Below are 18,706 nucleotides of genomic sequence, written 5' to 3'. Positions count from 1 at the left end.
CTCCCCCGATGCTCGCAGTCCGGCCGCGGCGGCGGCATCCGTAGAACCGCCTACGTATCCCGGGCCCCGTTCGCGGGTATACCGGACCCCCGGGGAGGCGTGATGGAACGCAGGACTCCGCCGGTGGGCCGGGCGGCCGAGCTGGACCGGCTGGACGCGGTGGTCGAAGGGCTCGCCGGACGCGGCGCGCGCGGCGGCCCGGGCGGCGGGCCGGGGGTCGTCGACCTCACCGGCGCCGCGGGCATCGGCAAGAGCCGGCTGCTGGCCGAGCTGTGCGCCCGGGCCGCGGCGCGCGGGCTGACGGTGCTGCGCGGCCGGGCCACCGAGTACGAACGGCACGTCCCGTTCGGCCTGTTCACCGACGCCCTCGCCGACCTGGACCCGGACCTGCTGCACGCCCTGGGCGCCCCCGAGCCGGCGGCGGCCCCGGTCCTGTACGGCGTGGAACCACCCCCGCCCCCGCCGCCGGAGCCCGCGGCCGCCCGAACCGGCGCACCCCCCGGCACCGCGCCCGGCACCGCCCCCGGCACCGCGCCAACCGGAGTCCCGGCAGCCGCCGAACCCCTGCCGCCCGGGGCCCCTGATCCGTCCCGCCGGTCCGAGGGGCGGTTCGCGGTGCACCGGGCCGCCGCCCGGCTGTTCACCGCGCTGGCCCGCCGCACCGGGCCCGGCCTGCTCATCGCCCTCGACGACCTCCACTGGGCCGACCCGGCCTCGCTGGAGCTCCTCGACCACCTCCTGCGCCACCCCCCGCACGCCCCCGTCCTCCTCGCCGTGGCCCGGCGCGAGCGCCAGACGGCGGCCCCGTTGGGCGCCGCGCTGACCCGGGGCATCGACACCGGCGCCGTGCTGCGCCTGGACCTCGGCCCGCTGGCCGAACGGGCCTGCGTCGAACACCTCGCACCGGGACTGCCGCCCGCCCGCGCCGCCCGCCTGTACGCCGCCAGCGGCGGCAACCCCCTCTACTTCCTCGCCCTCCTCCAGGGACAGGGCCGGGGCCGGGGCGCCGCCCCGGGCCCGGCCGGCGGCCCCGGCCTGGCCGCGCTGCTGCTCGACGAACTGACCCCGCTGACCGGGGCGCAGCGCCGTACCGCCCAGGCCGTCGCCCTGCTCGGCGACCACGCCACCCCCGCCCTGCTGGCCGCCGTCACCGGAGCCGGACGGGACGGCCCCGGCGCCGACGGCCTCGACTCCGACGGCCACGATTCCGACGGCCTCGACGCCGATCTGCGCGCCCTGGCCGCCCGCGACCTGGTGCGGCCGGGCCCCGGCGGGAGCTGGGCGCTGCGCCACCCGGTGCTGCGCACGGCCGTCCACGAGGACACCGACCCGCAGCGCCGCATCCGCATGCACCGGGCCGCGGCCCGCGCCCTGGCCCGCGCCGGGGCGGGAGCCACCGTCCGGGCGCACCACGTCGAGCGCTCGCTGACCTCCTGGGAGCCGGAGCGGGTCGCCGTACTGCTGGAGGCCGCCGACAAGGCCGCGGCGACCGCCCCCGCGAGCTGCGCGCACTGGCTGGGGGCCGTCCTGCGCGTCCTGCCCCACGACCCGGCGCACGGACGGCGCCGGCTGGAGCTGATGCTGGCGCGGGCCCGCGCCCTGAGCGTCTGCGGCGAACTGCGCGAGAGCCGGGACCTGTCGTACGCGGTGGCCGACGCGGTCGCCCCGGACGACGCCACCGGGCTGCGGGCCGCGGCCGTCACCCTGTGCGCTTCGATGGAACGCCACCTCGGCGACTACGACGCCGCCCTCTCCCTGCTCCGTCGCGAACTGGCCCGCCGGCCCGCCCCGCGCCCCTGCGACGCCCTCGCCCTCGGCCTCGAACTGGGCGCGTCCGCCCCGCACTCCACCCCGTTCCCGCGGGTGCGCGCCGACGTCCTGGCCGCCTTCGAGCTGGCCGAGCGCCTCGGCGACGGGCCGGCCGCCGCCGAGGCGCTCGCGCTGTGCGCGCTCGGGGAGACGTACGAGGGGAACCTCGACGCGGCCCGGGAGTTCTCCGCCCGCGCCGGAGCCCGGCTGGAGACGCTGACCGACCGGGACCTCGCGGGCCGGTGCGAGGCGCTGGCCCGGCTGGGCTGGGCGGAGTTCCACCTGGAGCGCTTCGAGGCGGCGGAGCGGTACGCCGACCGGGGCCTGGCCGCCGCCCGGCGCGGCGGGGAGCTGTACATCCTGACCCACCTGCTGCTGTGCAAGGCCGCGGTGCGGATGAACACCTGCCGGCTGGACTCGGCGCGGGAGCTGGCCGACGAGGCCGAGGGGATCGCCCGCGCGACCGGCAGCGGCGAACTGCTCACCGTGGTCCTCGCCAACCGGGCCCAGGTGCTCCTCGCGGCGCTGCCGCCCGGGGACCGGACCGCGCTCGCGGTCGCCGAGGAGGCGGTGGCGGTGGCGGGCGGCCGGCGCAGCTGGTGGGCCTCGCTCGCCTGGTGCGTGCTCGGGTACGCGGCCCTGTACGGCGGGGACGCGGACCGGGCCCGGGCGGCGATGCTGCACGCGGGCCGCGACGACCTGGCCGGGCTGCAGCCGTCGATGCGGCCGCTGTTCCTGGAGGCCCTGGTGGCCTCGGCCGTCGCCACCGGCGACCTGGACCCGGCCCGTGAGTGGGCCCGGCGGGCGCGGGAGGAGGCCGGCCGGCTCGGGCTGCCCACCCAGCGGGCCTCGGCCCTGCGCAGCGCCGCCCACCTGCTGGCAGCGGACGGCGACCCCGGAGCCGCCGCCCGGCTCTGCGCACGGGCGGCCGAGGAGGCGGCGCTGTGCGGAGCCACCCTGTGGGAGGCCCAGTCGCTGCTGCTGGGCGCCGCGCTGGCGACGGACGGCACGGGCCCGCGGATGTGGCACCGCGGCCGGCGCCTGGCCCGGGCGGGCGGGGCGGGCCTGCTGACGGGCCTGGCCGACCTCCTCCCCCCGGCCCCGCCGCCCGCCGGCCCGCCGCCCGCGCCCCCGCGGTCCGCGCTGCCCGGCCTGACCCCGCGCGAGCGGCAGATCGCGGCCCTGGTCGCCGAGGGCCTGACGACCCCGGCCATCGCGGGCCGCCTGTACCTGAGCCCGCGCACGGTCGACACCCACCTGTCCCACATCTACCGCAAGACGGGCGTCACGACCCGGGCGGCCCTGGCGGCCCTGACGGCCCGCGTCGGCCCCGCCCGGGAGGACCGCGCCCCGCGCTCCGGGTAGCGCCCGCGGGCGGCCCCGGACGCCACCGCGCCCGCCATCCCTGGTCGGGGACATGGCGGGCGCGGTGTCGGGGTTCCGTACTCCGTTGTACGGGCCGTATGAGGGGTCCCGCCCTCGCGGGCGGGGGCCTTGCGGGTGGTGCGGGCCCGCACCCGAAGGGGTGCGGGCCCGGCGCCGGGGTCAGACGGTGATGGAGCGGTCCGTCGGCTTGACCGGGTACGGCAGCGCGCTCGCGCCGGTCAGGAAGCGGTCCACGCCGCGGGCGGCCGAACGGCCCTCCGCGATGGCCCAGACGATGAGCGACTGGCCGCGGCCCGCGTCGCCGGCCACGAAGACGCCGTCGACGTTGGTCGCGTAGGAGGCGTCGCGCTCGATGTTGCCGCGCGCGTCCAGGGCCAGGCCGAACTGCTGGACCAGGCCGTTCGCCTGGTCGGTGCCGGTGAAGCCCATCGCCAGGGTGACCAGCTGCGCGGGGAGGACGCGCTCGCTGCCGGGCTTCTGGACCAGCTTGCCGTCCTCGAAGGCGACCTCGATCAGGTGCAGGGACCGGACGTTGCCGTCCTCGTCGCCCTCGAAGTGGGTGGTGGAGACGGAGTAGATCCGCTCGCCGCCCTCCTCGTGGGCCGAGGTGACCTTGTACAGCATGGGGAAGGTCGGCCACGGCTGGCCGGCCGCCCGCTCCTCCGAGGGCCGCGGCATGATCTCCAGCTGGGTGACCGAGGCCGCGCCCTGGCGGTGGGCGGTGCCCACGCAGTCCGCGCCCGTGTCGCCGCCGCCGATGACGACCACGTGCTTGCCCGCGGCGGTGATCGGAGGGGCGACGAAGTCGCCCTCCTGCACCTTGTTGGCGAGCGGCAGGTACTCCATCGCGAAGTGGATGCCCTTGAGCTCGCGGCCCGGGGCCGGCAGGTCGCGGGAGACCGTGGCGCCGGCCGCGATGACCACCGCGTCGTACCGCTTGCGCAGCTGCGCGGCGTCCAGGTCGCGGCCGATCTCCACGCCCGTGCGGAACTTGGTGCCCTCCGCGCGCATCTGCTCGATGCGGCGGTTGATGTGCACCTTCTCCATCTTGAACTCGGGGATGCCGTAGCGCAGCAGGCCGCCGATGCGGTCCGCGCGCTCGTACACGGCCACGGTGTGGCCGGCCCGGGTCAGCTGCTGGGCGGCGGCCAGGCCGGCCGGGCCGGAGCCGATGACGGCGACGGTCTTGCCGGAGAGGCGCTCCGGGGGCTGCGGGGTGACGCCGCCGTTGTCCCAGGCCTTGTCGATGATCGAGACTTCGACGTTCTTGATGGTGACGGCGGGCTGGTTGATGCCGAGCACGCAGGCCGACTCGCACGGTGCCGGGCACAGGCGGCCGGTGAACTCCGGGAAGTTGTTCGTCGCGTGCAGCCGCTCGGAGGCCGCGGTCCAGTCCTCGCGGTAGGCGAAGTCGTTCCACTCCGGGATCAGGTTCCCGAGCGGACAGCCGTTGTGGCAGAACGGGATGCCGCAGTCCATGCAGCGGCCGGCCTGCTTGCTGATGATCGGGAGGAGCGAGCCCGGGACGTAGACCTCGTTCCAGTCCTTCACCCGGTCGGCCACGGGGCGGGTGCGGGCGGTCTCGCGCGGGGTGGTGAGGAAGCCCTTCGGGTCAGCCATGGGTCGCCGCCTCCATCATCTTCTCCGTGGTCTCGGACTCGGAGAGTCCGGCCAGCTCGGCGGCGTCCTTGGCGGCGAGCACTGCCTTGTAGGTGGTGGGGATGATCTTGCTGAACCGGTCCGCGGCGGCGGACCAGTCGGCGAGGAGCTTCGCGGCGACGGTCGAGCCGGTCTCCTCCTCGTGGCGGCGCACCACGTCGTGCAGCCACTGCCTGTCCTGCTCGGACAGGACCGTCTCGACGGCGCCCGTGTTGCCGGCGTTGACGTTGTCCGGGTCGAGGTCGACGACGTACGCGACGCCGCCCGACATGCCCGCCGCGAAGTTGCGGCCGGTCTCGCCCAGGACGACGGCCTGGCCGCCGGTCATGTACTCGCAGCCGTGGTCGCCCACGCCCTCCGAGACCACCAGGGCGCCGGAGTTGCGGACGCAGAAGCGCTCGCCGGTGCGGCCGCGCAGGAACATCTCGCCGCCGGTCGCGCCGTAGCCGATGGTGTTGCCGGCGATGGTCGAGTACTCGGCGAGGTGGTCGGCGCCGCGGTCCGGGCGGACCACGATCCGGCCGCCGGAGAGGCCCTTGCCGACGTAGTCGTTGGCGTCGCCCTCCAGGCGCAGGGTGACGCCCTTGGGGACGAAGGCGCCGAAGGACTGGCCGGCCGAACCGGTGAAGGTCAGGTCGATGGTGTCGTCGGGCAGGCCCGCGCCGCCGAACCGCTTGGTGACCTCGTGGCCGAGCATGGTGCCGACGGTCCGGTTGATGTTGCGGATCGCGACCTGCGCGCGGACCGGCTGGGCCTGCTCGGCGGTGGCCGCGTTCAGCGCGTCGGCCGCGAGCTTGATCAGCTCGTTGTCGAGGGCCTTCGCCAGGCCGTGGTCCTGCTCGATCAGGGCGTGGCGGACCGCGCCCTCGGGCAGCTCGGGCACGTAGAAGAGGGGCTCCAGGTCGAGGCCCTGGGCCTTCCAGTGCGTGACGGCCTGGGTGGTGTCCAGCAGCTCGGCGTGGCCGACGGCCTCTTCGATCGTGCGGAAGCCCAGCTCGGCGAGGAGCTCGCGGACCTCCTCGGCGATGAACTCGAAGAAGTTGACGACGAACTCGGGCTTGCCGGAGAAGCGCTCGCGGAGCACCGGGTTCTGCGTGGCGATGCCGACCGGGCAGGTGTCGAGGTGGCAGACGCGCATCATGACGCAGCCGGAGACGACGAGCGGCGCGGTCGCGAAACCGAACTCCTCGGCGCCGAGCAGCGCGGCGATGACCACGTCGCGGCCGGTCTTGAGCTGGCCGTCCGTCTGGACCACGATGCGGTCGCGCAACCCGTTGAGCAGCAGGGTCTGCTGGGTCTCGGCGAGGCCGAGCTCCCAGGGGCCGCCCGCGTGCTTCAGCGAGGTGAGCGGGGAGGCGCCCGTACCGCCGTCGTGGCCGGAGATGAGGACGACGTCCGCGTGGGCCTTGGAGACGCCCGCGGCGACCGTGCCGACGCCGACCTCGGAGACCAGCTTCACGTGGATGCGGGCCGCGGGGTTGGCGTTCTTCAGGTCGTGGATCAGCTGGGCGAGGTCTTCGATGGAGTAGATGTCGTGGTGCGGCGGCGGGGAGATCAGGCCGACGCCCGGGGTGGAGTGCCGGGTCTTGGCGACCCACGGGTAGACCTTGTGGCCGGGCAGCTGGCCGCCCTCGCCGGGCTTGGCGCCCTGCGCCATCTTGATCTGGATGTCGTCCGCGTTGACCAGGTACTCGGAGGTGACGCCGAAGCGGCCGGAGGCGACCTGCTTGATGGAGGAGCGGCGCGCCGGGTCGTACAGGCGGTCCGGGTCCTCGCCGCCCTCGCCGGTGTTGGACTTGCCGCCCAGCTGGTTCATGGCGATGGCGAGGGTCTCGTGGGCCTCGCGCGAGATGGAGCCGTACGACATGGCGCCGGTGGAGAAGCGCGTGACGATGTCGGCGACCGACTCGACCTCGTCGAGGGGGATCGACGGCCGGTCCTGGGTCTTGAAGCCGAAGAGGCCGCGGAGCGTCATCAGCCGCTCGGACTGCTCGTTCACCCGGTCCGTGTACTGCTTGAAGATGTCGTAGCGGCGGTTGCGGGTGGCGTGCTGGAGGCGGAAGACCGTCTCCGGGTCGAACAGGTGCGGCTCGCCCTCGCGGCGCCACTGGTACTCGCCGCCGATCTCCAGCGCGCGGTGCGTGGCCGCGATGCCGGAGGCCGGGTAGGCCTTGGCGTGGCGCGCGGCCACCTCCTTGGCGACGACCTCCAGGCCGGCGCCGCCGATCTTGGTGGCGGTGCCGTTGAAGTACGTGTCGACGAAGGCCTGGTCGAGGCCGACGGCCTCGAAGACCTGGGCGCCGCGGTAGGAGGCGACGGTGGAGATGCCCATCTTGGACATGACCTTCAGGACGCCCTTGCCGAGCGCGTAGATCAGGTTGCGGATGGCCTGCTCCGGCTCCAGGCCGGACAGGAAGGTGCCGGCGCGCAGCAGGTCCTCGACGGACTCCATGGCGAGGTACGGGTTGACCGCGGCCGCGCCGTAGCCGATGAGCAGCGCGACGTGGTGGACCTCGCGGACGTCACCGGCCTCGACCAGCAGCCCGACCTGGGTGCGCTGCTTGGTGGCGATGAGGTGGTGGTGCACGGCCGAGGTGAGCAGCAGCGACGGGATCGGCGCGTGCTCGGCGTCCGAGTGGCGGTCCGACAGGACGATCAGGTGGGCGCCGTGTGCGATGGCCGCGTCGACCTCGCCGCGGATCTCCTCCAGGCGTGCGGCGAGGGCGTCGCCGCCGCCGGAGACCCGGTAGAGGCCCGACAGGGTGGCGGCCTTCATCCCCGGCATGTCGCCGTCGGCGTTGACGTGTATCAGCTTGGCCAGCTCGTCGTTGTCGATCACCGGGAAGGGCAGGGTGACGCTGCGACAGGACGCGGCGGTCGGCTCCAGCAGGTTGCCCTGCGGGCCGAGCGAGGACAGCAGCGAGGTGACGAGCTCCTCGCGGATGGCGTCCAGCGGCGGGTTGGTGACCTGCGCGAAGAGCTGGGTGAAGTAGTCGAAGAGCAGCCGGGGGCGCTCGGACAGGGCCGCGATCGGGGAGTCCGTGCCCATGGAGCCGAGCGGCTCGCCGGCGGTGCGGGCCATCGGCGCGAGGATGATCCGCAGCTCTTCCTCGGTGTAGCCGAAGGTCTGCTGGCGGCGGGTGACCGAGGCGTGGGTGTGCACGATGTGCTCGCGCTCGGGCAGGTCCGTCAGCTCGATCTCGCCGGTTTCCAGCCATTCGGCGTACGGGGCGGCGCCGGCGAGCTCGGCCTTGATCTCGTCGTCCTCGATGATCCGCTTCTGGGCGGTGTCGACGAGGAACATCCGGCCGGGCTGCAGGCGGCCCTTGCGGACGACCTTGGCCGGGTCGATGTCGAGCACGCCGACCTCGGAGCCGAGGACGACGAGGCCGTCGTCGGTGACCCAGTAGCGGCCGGGGCGCAGGCCGTTGCGGTCGAGGACCGCGCCGACCTGGGTGCCGTCGGTGAAGGTGACGCAGGCGGGGCCGTCCCACGGCTCCATCTGGGTCGAGTGGTACTTGTAGAACGCGCGGCGGGCCGGGTCCATCGAGGTGTGGTTCTCCCACGCCTCCGGGATCATCATCAGCACGCTGTGCGGGAGGGAGCGCCCGCCGAGGTGGAGCAGCTCCAGGACCTCGTCGAAGGAGGCCGAGTCGGAGGCGTCCGGGGTGCAGATCGGGAAGATGCGGTCGAGCGCGCCCTCGCCGAAGGCCTCGGAGGCGAGCTGGGACTCGCGGGCCTTCATCCAGTTGCGGTTGCCCTTGACCGTGTTGATCTCGCCGTTGTGCGCGACGAAGCGGTACGGGTGGGCCAGCGGCCACGACGGGAAGGTGTTCGTCGAGAACCGGGAGTGGACCAGGGCGAGCGTGGAGGCGAAGCGGCGGTCGGAGAGGTCCGGGAAGAACGGCTCCAGCTGGCCGGTGGTCAGCATGCCCTTGTAGACGAGGGTGCGCGCGGAGAGCGAGGGGAAGTACACCCCGGCCTCGCGCTCGGCGCGCTTGCGCAGCACGAAGGCCCTGCGGTCGAGCTCGATGCCGCGGGGGCCCGCGCCGGACCGCGTCGGGGAGGCGCCGCTCACGAAGAGCTGCGAGAAGGCCGGCATGGTGGCGCGGGCGCCGTTGCCGAGCAGGTCGGGGGTGACGGGCACCTCGCGCCAGCCGAGGACCGTGAGGTCCTCCTCGGCGGCGATGGCCTCGATCTGCTCCGCGGCGGCGGCCTGTGCGGGGCCGTCGGCGGGGAGGAAGGCGATGCCGACGGCGTACGCGCCGGCCTCGGGGAGCTCGAATCCGGCCACCTCGCGCAGGAACGCGTCCGGCACCTGGGACAGGATTCCGGCGCCGTCGCCCGAGTCCGGCTCGGACCCGGTCGCGCCGCGGTGTTCGAGGTTCCGCAATACGGTCAGCGCCTGTTCGACCAGCGTGTGGCTGGCCTCGCCGCTGAGGTTGGCCACAAAGCCGACGCCGCAGGCGTCGTGCTCGTTGCGCGGGTCGTACATGCCCTGCTGGGCGGGGCGACCGTCCATGGGCGACCAGGCTGTGGTGCTGGGGCCGGTCGCGGAGTGCGTGGATGCGGAACGCATCGGCTCTCCCGTCGTCGTCGTGGCATATGTGCATAGCCGAGGGACGACGTTGGCCCTCTGCGAAATTTCGTGCAGGTTACATGATGACGGCGATCCCGAGAAGCGGATACGCCGTTCCAACATGCGGACATGTCACGAGGCGGAAAAGAGGGGACCTTCGCAGATCTTGGACGACGCAACGGCGGGTCGAAGGTCCCGACGCGAGGGGGCATCGTTGCCCGGCGCCCTGGTGTGATGCCCGGCGGACACAGAATCGAAACCGCCGAGTAACTGACTACTTATGTTGCGTACTGCATAGTGTCCCACTCCCTGCGCGGTCAGCCTACGGCCCCACCGATCCAGGTGCCCAGGATGTACGTCACACCCGCGGCCGCGCCACCCAGCGCGAGCTGCCGCAGACCGCCGTACCACCACGACCGGGCGGTGATCCGCGAGACGACGGCGCCGCAGGCGAAGAGCCCCGCCAGCGCGAGCAGCACGGCCGGCCACAGCGAGACGGCGCCGAGCAGGTACGGCAGCAGCGGGAGCAGCGCGCCCAGCGCGAAGGAGCCGAACGAGGAGACCGCGGCGACGAGCGGCGAGGGCAGGTCGTCGGGGTCGATCCCGAGCTCCTCGCGGGCGTGTATCTCCAGCGCCTGCTCCGGGTCGCGCGACAGCTGCATGGCGACCTCGCGGGCCAGCGGGGGCTCGACGCCGCGCGAGACGTACAGCTCGGCCAGCTCCTCCATCTCGTCGACGGGGTGCTTGCGCAGCTGCTGGCGCTCCACGTCGAGCTCGGCGAGGACCAGCTCGCGCTGCGAGGCGACGGAGGTGTACTCGCCGGCCGCCATCGAGAAGGCGCCGGCCGCCAGGCCCGCCAGGCCGGTGACGACCACGACGTGCGGGGCGACGGCGCCGCCGGCCACGCCCGTCATCAGGGCGAGGTTGGAGACGAGCCCGTCCATCGCGCCGAAGACCGCCGGGCGCAGCCATCCGCCGTTGACGTCGCGGTGGGTGTGGTTGTCGCGGTGGGCGGTGTGCAGCGGTGCTTCGACATCGATGATGGACACGGCGGTATCTCCCCTTTTGTACGAGTGGGTACGCGAAGCCGTCACGCGGTCGACGCGCGGGCACCCACTCCGCCTGAACACCTCGAAACTACGCACGATTTTTGCCGCCCGCCAGCAAGGAAGGCCGTACTTACCTGCGGTTTTACGGATCGGCGACCGGGTGACGGGAGCAGACGCGGGGCGTTTCGCGACGAGCGACAAACCACATGCCATGGCACAAATCCCCCAAGGGCTCATCATGGGTCCCACCAAGTGGAGAGGCGCGCCATGGAGCTGACTGCATGCGATCCGCAGGTCCTCCTCGAACGGGCGCGGGGCGCTCTTCTGGGGCTCGCGGTCGGCGACGCGCTGGGCGCCCCCGCGGAGAACATGAAGCCGTCGGAGATCCGGGCGAAGTGGGGCCGCATCGAGGGCTTCGTGTCGGACGACCCGGCGGGCACGGACGACACCGAGTACGCGATCTTCTCCGGGCTGCTGCTGGCCCGCCACGGCTCGGCGCTCGCCGTCTCCCACGTGGAACGGGCCTGGCACCACTGGATCGCGGACCTGGACGAGGGGCCGTTCCGCGGGGCGGGCTTCTCCGAGCGCGGCACCCTGGAGAACCTCCGCCGCGGTCTCGCCGCACCGATCTCGGCCCAGCACCGGCACGCCTGGTCGGACGGGCTCGCCATGCGCGCGGCCCCCTTCGGGGTCTTCGCGGCCGGGCGGCCGGCGGAGGCGGCCCGGCTCGTCGCCATCGACGGCTGCGTGAGCCACGACGGCGAGGGCATCTACGGCGGCCAGGCGGTGGCGGCGGGCGTCGCGGCCGCCATGGCGGGCGGCTCCCCGGCCTCGGTGGTCTCGGCGGCCCTCTCGGTCATCCCCTCCGACTCCTGGACGGCCCGCTCCCTGCGCCGCGCGGTGACCGCGGCCCCGCGCGGCGAACGGGCCGTGCGCTCCGCGGTGGTGATCGGCGGCTACCCGTGGACGGACCTGGCCCCGGAGGCGGTCGGACTGGCCTTCGGCGCGTTCGCGGCCTGCCGGGGCGACTTCGCCCCGTCCGTCCTGACCGCCGTGAACATGGGCCGCGACGCGGACACCACCGCGGCGGTCGCCGGCGCCCTGGCCGGCGCGCTGTCGGGCGCCGGGGCGATCCCGGCCGACTGGGCCGCGGCCATCGGCCCGGTCCGCGGCAGCTGCCTGCCCTCGATGCGGGGCTACCACGTGCTGGACATCGCGGACCTCCTGACCCCCGAATACGAGGGCCCCCGATGACCCCGCCCCCCTACGCCCCCGACCCCCCGCCCACCCCACGGGACCCGGCCCCGGCCTCCCTGACACCCGCCCCCGCCGCCCCCGCCCTCCCGGCAGCTCCGCGCGCCGGGGTGGTCACCGGTCCGGGCCCCGCGGGGGCGTCGTCCGGGGGCCGGCCGCCCGACGTACGGGAGCGGCCCGCGCCGCCCGCCCCCGCCGCGGCCGACGGCGGGGGCGGAGCATCCCGCTGCGCGGGGGACCGGGCCCGGGCCGGCGCGGTCCGTACCGCCGTGCTCCCCGCGGGGGACCCGGCCGCCGGCGGCGCCCGCCGCATCGAGGGACTGCTGCTCGGGCTCGCCGCGGGCGACGCGGCCGGCTGGCCCGCGGCCCGCCACCGCGCCAGCCGCATGCCCGAGTGGACCCGCCGCCTCACCCGCGAGCTCGACACCTTCGCCGAGCGGAACGCCACCACCACCCTCCCCGTCCCCATCGCCCTGAACCAGCCCCCCGAGCCCCTGCGCCTGGGCCCGAGCGACGACGCCGAATGGGCCGCGTTCGCCGCCGAGTCCGTGCTCACCGCGGCCGGCGTGCTGCTCAGCGACCTCTCCCGGTCCCGCCGCATGCGCGCCGCCATCGACCTCGCCTGGAACGCCCTCGCCTCCGAGGTCGCCGCCGCCGCCGAACGCGCCCCCGAGGTCGAGTCCGCCGTCCTCCCGCTGCGGGCCCGGATCTCCGTCCGGGCCGGCCTGGGCAACCTCGCCGCCGGCCTGCGCCCGCCCGCCACCGGGCACGACAACCCGCACTACTTCGACGACGCCGCCTGCGTCCGCGCCTGCGTCCTCGCCGTCGTGCACCCGGGCGACCCCGGCCCGGCGGCGGACCTCGCCGAGTTCGACGCCCGCTACACCCAGGACGGCGACGGCGTCCACGGCGCCCGCGCGATGGCCGCCGCCATCGCCACCGCCCTGGCCGGCGCGGACGTCGACGCGGCCGTCGAGGCCGCCCTCGCCCAGCTCCCCGCGTCCACCGAGATCGGCCGCAACGCCCGCCACGCCGTCCGCCTCGCCCGCACCCACACCGGCGGCGGGGGCGCCTTCGCCATCGTCCCCACCCTCGAACACGAGATCGTGGACCACGTCTACAGCTACGGGATCGCCGCCGCCGAGACCGTCCCCGTGGCCCTCGCCCTCGCCACCGCGTCGCGCGGCGCGGTGTCCGAGGCCGTCCCCGCCGCCGCCTGCCTGTCCCGCGTCGCGGACTCCGCACCCGCCCTCGCCGGCGCCCTCACCGGCGCGCTCGGCGGCGGCGGTTCGATCCCCGCCGCCTGGCGCGGGGCCTGCCGGACCCTGTCCGGCTGCGCCCTCCCGCGGCTGGCCGGGACCGACCTCGTCGAACTCGCCGCGCTCCTCGCGGGCACGGAACTCACCTCACCCAAGGGATGATTCGGACATGACTCTCACGTTGGAGGACCGGGCCCACGGCGCCCTCGTCGGAGCCGCCGTGGGCGACGCGCTCGGCGGCCCGGTGGAGGGCTGGACCCCGGACCGGATCGTGGAGCGGCACGGCGGCCGCGTGCACGGCATCGTCGGCCCCTGGCACGAGCAGTGGCGCACGGCCCGCCCCATCGCCCCGTACCACAAGGGCGACGGCCACGTCACGGACGACACCCTGATGACGCACGCGCTGGTCCGGGTCTACGAGACCGTACGGGACCACCTCGACGCGTACGCGGTCGCCGACCACCTCGTCCCCGACCTGATGGGCACCCCGCGCTGGATCCCCGAACTCGAAGCGCAGGCCCTGCCCCTGCAACGGATCTTCCTCGCGGAGAAGTGGATCGTGGCCCGGCTGCACTACGGGCACGTGGACCCGCGCGAGGCCGGCAGCGGCAACATCGTCAACTGCGGTGCGGCGATGTACATGGCGCCGGTCGGCATCGTCAACGCGGGCAACCCGGCGGGCGCGTACGCGGAGGCCCTGGACGTCGCGGGCGCGCACCAGTCCTCGTACGGGCGGGAGGCGGCGGGCGTCTTCGCGGCGGCGGTCGCGGCCGCCTGCCTGCCGGGGGCGACGGCCGCGTCGGTGGTGGACACCGCCCTGTCGCTCGCCAAGGACGGCACCCGCGACGCCATCGCGGCGGTCCGCGAAGCGGCCCTCGGGCACCGGGACTTCGAGTCGGCGCTGGCGCCGCTGCGCGCGGCGGTCGCCCCGTACGACTCGGTCGGCCCCGACTACCGCAACCCGTCCCTGGGCGCCCGGCGCCCGTCCCGGCTGCACTCCATCGAGGAACTCCCCATCGCCCTGGGCATGCTGCTGGTCGCGGACGGGGCGTACGGGCCGTCCGTGCTCGGCGCGGTCAACTACGGCCGCGACTGCGACTCCATCGCCACCATGGCGGGCGCGGTCGCGGGCGCCCTGGGCGGCGCGGCGGTGGTCCCGGAGGCGTGGGCCAAGCAGGTCGCCGAGGCCAGTCGGCTCGACCTGCACGCCCCGGCGGCGGCGCTGGCGGCCGTGAGCCGGGAGGTCTTCGCACGGGACCGCGACCGCCGCCGCGCCCACGAGACGGCCTTCGGCGCACTCACCCCGTCCCGGTGACCCCCGCCCCGCCCACGGCCACCCGGCCCCCCGGCGCCGCCACGGGACCGGCCGGCCGGCGGCTCGTGCGGCTCACCTGGGCCCAGCCCGAGGACCTCGTCGGGCACGAGCTGCGGCAGGCCGCCGAGGACGGCCGGGACGCCGCGGCGATCCGGCGGGCCTGGCTGGCGGCCGGCGGGCGGCCGGCCCCCGAACGGGCCGGGGCCTCCGACGCCCCGGCGCCCCCGGAGCTGCGCGCCCTGGCCGCCCGGCTCCTGGACGACCTGGCGGCCCTGCCGAACCCCTCGGCCCGGGCCGAACCCACGGCCTGGGAGGCCGTCACCGCCTCCCTGCGCCCGCCACCCGGACCGCCCGAGGCCGCCCCGCCGGCGGTCGACCCCGGCCTGCGGACCCGGCTGGAGGCCGCCTGGCTGGGGCGCGCCGTCGGGTGCCTGCTCGGGAAGCCGGTGGAGAAGCTGCCGCTGGCCGCCGTCCGGGCCCTGGCCCGCGCCGCCGGGAACTGGCCGCTGGACGACTGGTTCACCGCCCGCGGGGTCCCGCCCGACCTGCTCGCAGCCCACCCCTGGAACCGCCGCTCCGCCCCCACCTCCCTCGCCGAGAACATCGACGGCATGCCCGAGGACGACGACCTCAACTACCCCCTGCTCAACCTGCTCCTGCTCCAGCGCCACGGCAGGTCCTTCACCACCGCCGACGTGGCCTCGCTCTGGCTCGACGAACTGCCCGCCGGCCGTACCTTCACCGCCGAGCGCATCGCCTACCGCAACCTCCTCCTCGGGTTGGAGCCCCCCGCCACGGCCACCCACCACAACCCCTTCCGGGAGTGGATCGGCGCCCTCATCCGTGCCGACGTGCACGGCTGGACCAACCCCGGCGACCCGGCCGCCGCCGCGGCCCAGGCCCACCGGGACGCCACCCTCACCCACACCGGCAACGGGGTCTACGCCGCCCTCCTCGTCGCCGCCGCCACCGCCGAGGCCGCCACCGGCCGGGCCGACGTGCACGGGGCGCTGCGGGCCGGGCTGGCCGCCGTACCGCCCGGCTCCCGCCTCGCCGAGGCCGTCCGGTTCGCCGTCGCCGCGGCCCGGGCCGCCGCCCCGACCGCCGCCGGCTTCGAACCCGTCGTCGACGCCCTGCACGCCCGCTACGGGCACTACCACTGGGTCCACGCGGTCCCGAACACGGCCCTGCTGGCCGCCGCCCTCACCCACGCCGACGGCGACTTCACCGGCTCCGTCTGCCGCGCCGTGTCGGGCGGCTGGGACACCGACTCCAACGGGGCCACCGCCGGCGCGCTCGCCGGCCTGCTCGCCGGTTCGCCGCGGGCCCTCCCGGACCGCTGGACCGCCCCGCTGGGCAACCGCCTCTCGACCACCGTCCCCGGCTTCGACGGCACCGGCTTCGACGCCCTCGCCCACCTCACCGCACAGGAGGCAGCACGCTCATGACGGCCATCGCCGTGCTCGGCAGTACGAACATGGACCTCGTCGCCTACGTCCCCAAGGCCCCCCGGCTCGGGGAGACCGTCACCGGCCGCGCCTTCCGCACGGTCCCCGGCGGCAAGGGCGCCAACCAGGCGGTCGCCGCGGCCCGTCTCGGCGGGGAGGTGGTGATGATCGGGGCGGTCGGGGCCGACGGGTTCGGCGTACGGCTGCGCTCCGCGCTCGCCGCGGCCGGGGTGGAGACGGCCGCCCTGCGCACCGTCGAGGGCCCCAGCGGCACCGCCCACATCACGGTGGACGACGAGGGCGGCAACAGCATCATCGTCGTCCCCGGCGCCAATGCCCGCGTCACCGGTCTGGAACCGGGCGACGACCGCCGGATCGCCGCCGCGGGCGCCCTGCTCCTCCAGCTCGAACTCCCCCTGGAGGCCGTCCTCGCGGGGGCCCGCGCGGCCCGCGCGCACCGCGTGCGCACGATCCTCACCCCGGCCCCCGCCCAGCCGCTGCCCGCCGGACTGCTCGCCGCCACCGACCTGCTGGTCCCCAACGAGCACGAGGCCGCCGCCCTCACCGGCCTCACCGAACCGCACCGGGCGGCCTCGGCCCTGCTGCGGGACGTGCCCGAGGTGGTGATCACCCTCGGCGCGGCCGGGGTGCTGTACGCGGCCCGCGGCCGCGATCCGCTGAGCGTGCCCGCGCCCCGGGTGCGGGCCGTGGACACCACGGCCGCCGGCGACACCTTCGTGGGCGCCCTGGCCGTGGCGCTCGGGCAGGGACGGCCCGTGCCGGACGCGCTGCGCTGGGCGTCGGCCGCGGCCGCGCTGTCCGTGCAGCGGCCCGGCGCCCAGGACTCGATGCCCACCCGCGCCGAGACCGACGCCTTCGCCGCGTCCGGAGCCGCCTCGTGACCTCCGCCGACACCCCCGCCCCGCACCCCGCGGGCGGCGGCCCGCTCGGGGGGCTGCGCGTCCTGGACCTGGCCACCCTCTTCGCCGGGCCCCTCGCCGCCACCCTCCTCGGCGACTTCGGCGCCGAGGTCGTCAAGGTCGAGCACCCGACCCGGCCCGACCCCTCCCGCGGCCACGGCCCCGCCAAGGACGGCGTCGGCCTGTGGTGGAAGCTGCTGGGCCGGAACAAGCGGACGATGACCCTCGACCTGTCCGCCCCCGGTGGCCGCGACACCCTGCTGCGCCTCGCCGCCACCGCCGACGTGATCATCGAGAACTTCCGTCCCGGCACCCTGGAGCGCTGGGGCCTGGGCTGGCCCGAGCTCTCAGCCGCCAACCCGCGGCTGGTCCTGACCCGGGTCACCGCCTTCGGCCAGCAGGGCCCGTACGCCCACCGCCCCGGGTTCGGCACCCTCGCCGAGGCGATGAGCGGCTTCGCCGCGATCACCGGGGAGCCGGACGGGCCGCCGACCCTGCCCCCCTTCGGCCTCGCGGACTCGATCGCCGCGCTGACCACCGCGTACGCCGTGATGACCGCGCTCGCCGGACGCGACCGCACCGGACGCGGCCAGGTGGTGGACCTGGCCATCATCGAGCCGATCCTCACCGTGCTGGGCCCGCACCCCCTCTGGTACGACCAGCTCGGCTACGTCCAGCCCCGCACCGGCAACCGCTCCACGAACAACGCCCCGCGCAACACCTACCGCAGCCTCGACGGACGCTGGCTCGCCGTCTCCACCTCCGCCCAGTCCGTCGCCGAACGGGTCGTGCGCCTGGTCGGACGGCCCGAACTGGTCGCCGAGCCGTGGTTCGCGACCGGTTCCGGCCGGGCCGCCCACGCCCACCTGCTGGACGAGGCGGTCGGCGGCTGGATCGCACGGCACAAGGCGGACGAGGTCGTGGCCGCCTTCGAGGACGCCCAGGCGGCGGTGGCGCCGGTCCACGACGTACGGGACGTGATGGAGGACCCGCAGTACGCGGCCCTCGACACGGTCACCGAGGTCGAGGACCCCGAACTCGGCCCGATCCGCATGCAGAACATCCTCTTCCGGCTGTCCGAAACCCCCGGCGGCATCCGCTGGGCGGGCCGCCCGCACGGCGCGGACACCGACGCCGTCCTCACCGAACTCGGCCTGACCGGGGCCGAGATCTCCGCCCTGCGCACCGAGGGGGCGCTGTGATCCTCACCTGGCTCTACGCCCCGGGCGACCGCCCGGAGGTGGTCGCCAAGGCCCTGGCCTGCGGGGCGGACGCCGTCATCGTCGACCTGGAGGACGCCGTCCCCGTCTCCCGCAAGGAGTACGCGCGCGCCGCCACCGCCGAGCTGCTCGCCGACCGGCCACCGCTCCCCGTCCACGTCCGGGTCAACGCCCTCGACTCCCCCTGGGGCGGCGCCGACCTCACCGCCCTGGCCGGCCTGCACGGCCTCGCGGGGCTCCGGCTGCCCAAGATCAGCGCCCCGGAGCAGGTCGCCGCCGCCGCGCACCGCACCGGCGGGGTCGCCCTGCACGCCCTGCTGGAATCCGCGGTGGCCGTGGAGCGCGCCTACGACATCGCCCGCGCGCACCCCGCCCTGCACGGGCTCTCCCTCGGTGAAGCGGACCTGTGCGCCGATCTCGCCGTGTGCGCGGAGACGGGCCTGGACTGGTGCCGCTCGCGGGTGGTGGTCGCGGCGCGGGCCGCCGGGCTGGCCCCGCCCGCCCAGTCGGTGTTCCCCGACATCCGGGACCTGGAGGCCCTGGCCGTCTCCTGCGCCCGAGGCCGGGCCCTCGGCTTCCTGGGCCGGGCCGCGATCCACCCCCGCCAGCTCCCGGTGATCGAACGGGCCTACCTCCCGGCGCCCGAGGAGGTCGCCGCGGCCGCACAGGTGCTGAGCGCGGCCCGGGCCACGCCGGGCGCGCTGGCCCTGCCGGACGGCCGCTTCGTGGACCCGGCCGTGGTGGCCGCCGCCCACCGCACGCTGGCGCTCTCCCGCCGGGCCGCGGCCCGCAGGCCGTAGCCGCGGGC

Annotated in this window: 11 protein-coding genes; 8 read left to right on the top strand and 3 right to left on the bottom strand. The window is 75.7% G+C overall.

Annotated features, from left to right (window positions below; translation table 11 throughout):
• Nucleotides 1–102 precede the first annotated feature (102 nt).
• Nucleotides 103–3,174: an AAA family ATPase gene (locus CP968_RS24505; RefSeq protein WP_150520050.1), complete on the top strand. Its 3,072-nt coding sequence runs from the start codon at nt 103–105 to the stop codon at nt 3,172–3,174.
• 180 nt (nt 3,175–3,354) lie between these two features.
• Here CP968_RS24505 and CP968_RS24500 read toward each other — a convergent pair whose 3' ends face one another.
• The 3 genes from CP968_RS24500 to CP968_RS24490 form a co-directional block, all read right to left on the bottom strand.
• Entirely contained in the window at nt 3,355–4,815 is a 1,461-nt protein-coding gene (locus CP968_RS24500) for a glutamate synthase subunit beta (protein WP_150520049.1), read from the bottom strand.
• A complete protein-coding gene (gene gltB, locus CP968_RS24495; protein WP_189828893.1) occupies nt 4,808–9,376 on the bottom strand; it encodes a glutamate synthase large subunit in 4,569 nt (1,522 codons plus the stop codon). Before gltB ends, CP968_RS24500 begins: the two co-directional genes overlap by 8 nt.
• A 374-nt stretch (nt 9,377–9,750) precedes the next feature.
• Nucleotides 9,751–10,482, bottom strand: a complete 732-nt coding sequence (locus CP968_RS24490) for a VIT1/CCC1 transporter family protein (protein ID WP_150520047.1) — start codon at nt 10,480–10,482, stop codon at nt 9,751–9,753.
• 267 nt (nt 10,483–10,749) lie between these two features.
• Here CP968_RS24490 and CP968_RS24485 point away from each other — a divergent pair, with 267 nt between their 5' ends.
• The 7 genes from CP968_RS24485 (at nt 10,750) to CP968_RS24455 (ending at nt 18,698) form a co-directional block, all read left to right on the top strand.
• On the top strand, nt 10,750–11,736 hold the full coding sequence (locus tag CP968_RS24485; protein ID WP_150520046.1) for an ADP-ribosylglycohydrolase family protein: 987 nt from the start codon (nt 10,750–10,752) through the stop codon (nt 11,734–11,736).
• Complete coding sequence (locus CP968_RS24480; RefSeq protein WP_229886347.1) at nt 11,733–13,157, top strand: ADP-ribosylglycohydrolase family protein; 1,425 nt, start codon at nt 11,733–11,735, stop codon at nt 13,155–13,157. Before CP968_RS24485 ends, CP968_RS24480 begins: the two co-directional genes overlap by 4 nt.
• Before the next feature lie 7 nt (nt 13,158–13,164).
• Nucleotides 13,165–14,310, top strand: a complete 1,146-nt coding sequence (locus CP968_RS24475; protein WP_150520045.1) for an ADP-ribosylglycohydrolase family protein — start codon at nt 13,165–13,167, stop codon at nt 14,308–14,310.
• A gap of 65 nt (nt 14,311–14,375) precedes the next feature.
• On the top strand, nt 14,376–15,758 hold the full coding sequence (locus tag CP968_RS24470) for an ADP-ribosylglycohydrolase family protein (protein WP_150522099.1): 1,383 nt from the start codon (nt 14,376–14,378) through the stop codon (nt 15,756–15,758).
• A complete protein-coding gene (rbsK, locus tag CP968_RS24465) occupies nt 15,755–16,660 on the top strand; it encodes a ribokinase (RefSeq protein ID WP_150520044.1) in 906 nt (301 codons plus the stop codon). Before CP968_RS24470 ends, rbsK begins: the two co-directional genes overlap by 4 nt.
• Nucleotides 16,657–17,880, top strand: coding sequence for a CaiB/BaiF CoA transferase family protein (locus tag CP968_RS24460; RefSeq protein WP_150520043.1), 1,224 nt, complete (start codon nt 16,657–16,659; stop codon nt 17,878–17,880). The genes rbsK and CP968_RS24460 overlap by 4 nt, the downstream gene beginning before the upstream one ends.
• On the top strand, nt 17,877–18,698 hold the full coding sequence (locus CP968_RS24455; protein WP_150520042.1) for an HpcH/HpaI aldolase/citrate lyase family protein: 822 nt from the start codon (nt 17,877–17,879) through the stop codon (nt 18,696–18,698). The genes CP968_RS24460 and CP968_RS24455 overlap by 4 nt, the downstream gene beginning before the upstream one ends.
• Nucleotides 18,699–18,706 lie beyond the last annotated feature (8 nt).

It is taken from the genome of Streptomyces subrutilus (genome assembly GCF_008704535.1).
Taxonomy (GTDB): Bacteria; Actinomycetota; Actinomycetes; order Streptomycetales; family Streptomycetaceae; genus Streptomyces; species Streptomyces subrutilus.
Note: the sequence above shows the minus strand (reverse complement) of the source record. Positions and strands in the feature narration are given on the sequence as shown.

What these genes read in the sequence shown, in the direction of transcription:
- CP968_RS24505 (WP_150520050.1), top strand. Translation starts at nt 103, where the DNA reads ATGGAACGCAGGACTCCGCCGGTGGGCCGGGCGGCCGAGCTGGACCGG.
- CP968_RS24500 (WP_150520049.1), bottom strand. Translation starts at nt 4,815, where the DNA reads ATGGCTGACCCGAAGGGCTTCCTCACCACCCCGCGCGAGACCGCCCGC.
- gltB (WP_189828893.1), bottom strand. Translation starts at nt 9,376, where the DNA reads ATGGACGGTCGCCCCGCCCAGCAGGGCATGTACGACCCGCGCAACGAG.
- CP968_RS24485 (WP_150520046.1), top strand. Translation starts at nt 10,750, where the DNA reads ATGGAGCTGACTGCATGCGATCCGCAGGTCCTCCTCGAACGGGCGCGG.
- CP968_RS24480 (WP_229886347.1), top strand. Translation starts at nt 11,733, where the DNA reads ATGACCCCGCCCCCCTACGCCCCCGACCCCCCGCCCACCCCACGGGAC.
- CP968_RS24475 (WP_150520045.1), top strand. Translation starts at nt 13,165, where the DNA reads ATGACTCTCACGTTGGAGGACCGGGCCCACGGCGCCCTCGTCGGAGCC.
- rbsK (WP_150520044.1), top strand. Translation starts at nt 15,755, where the DNA reads ATGACGGCCATCGCCGTGCTCGGCAGTACGAACATGGACCTCGTCGCC.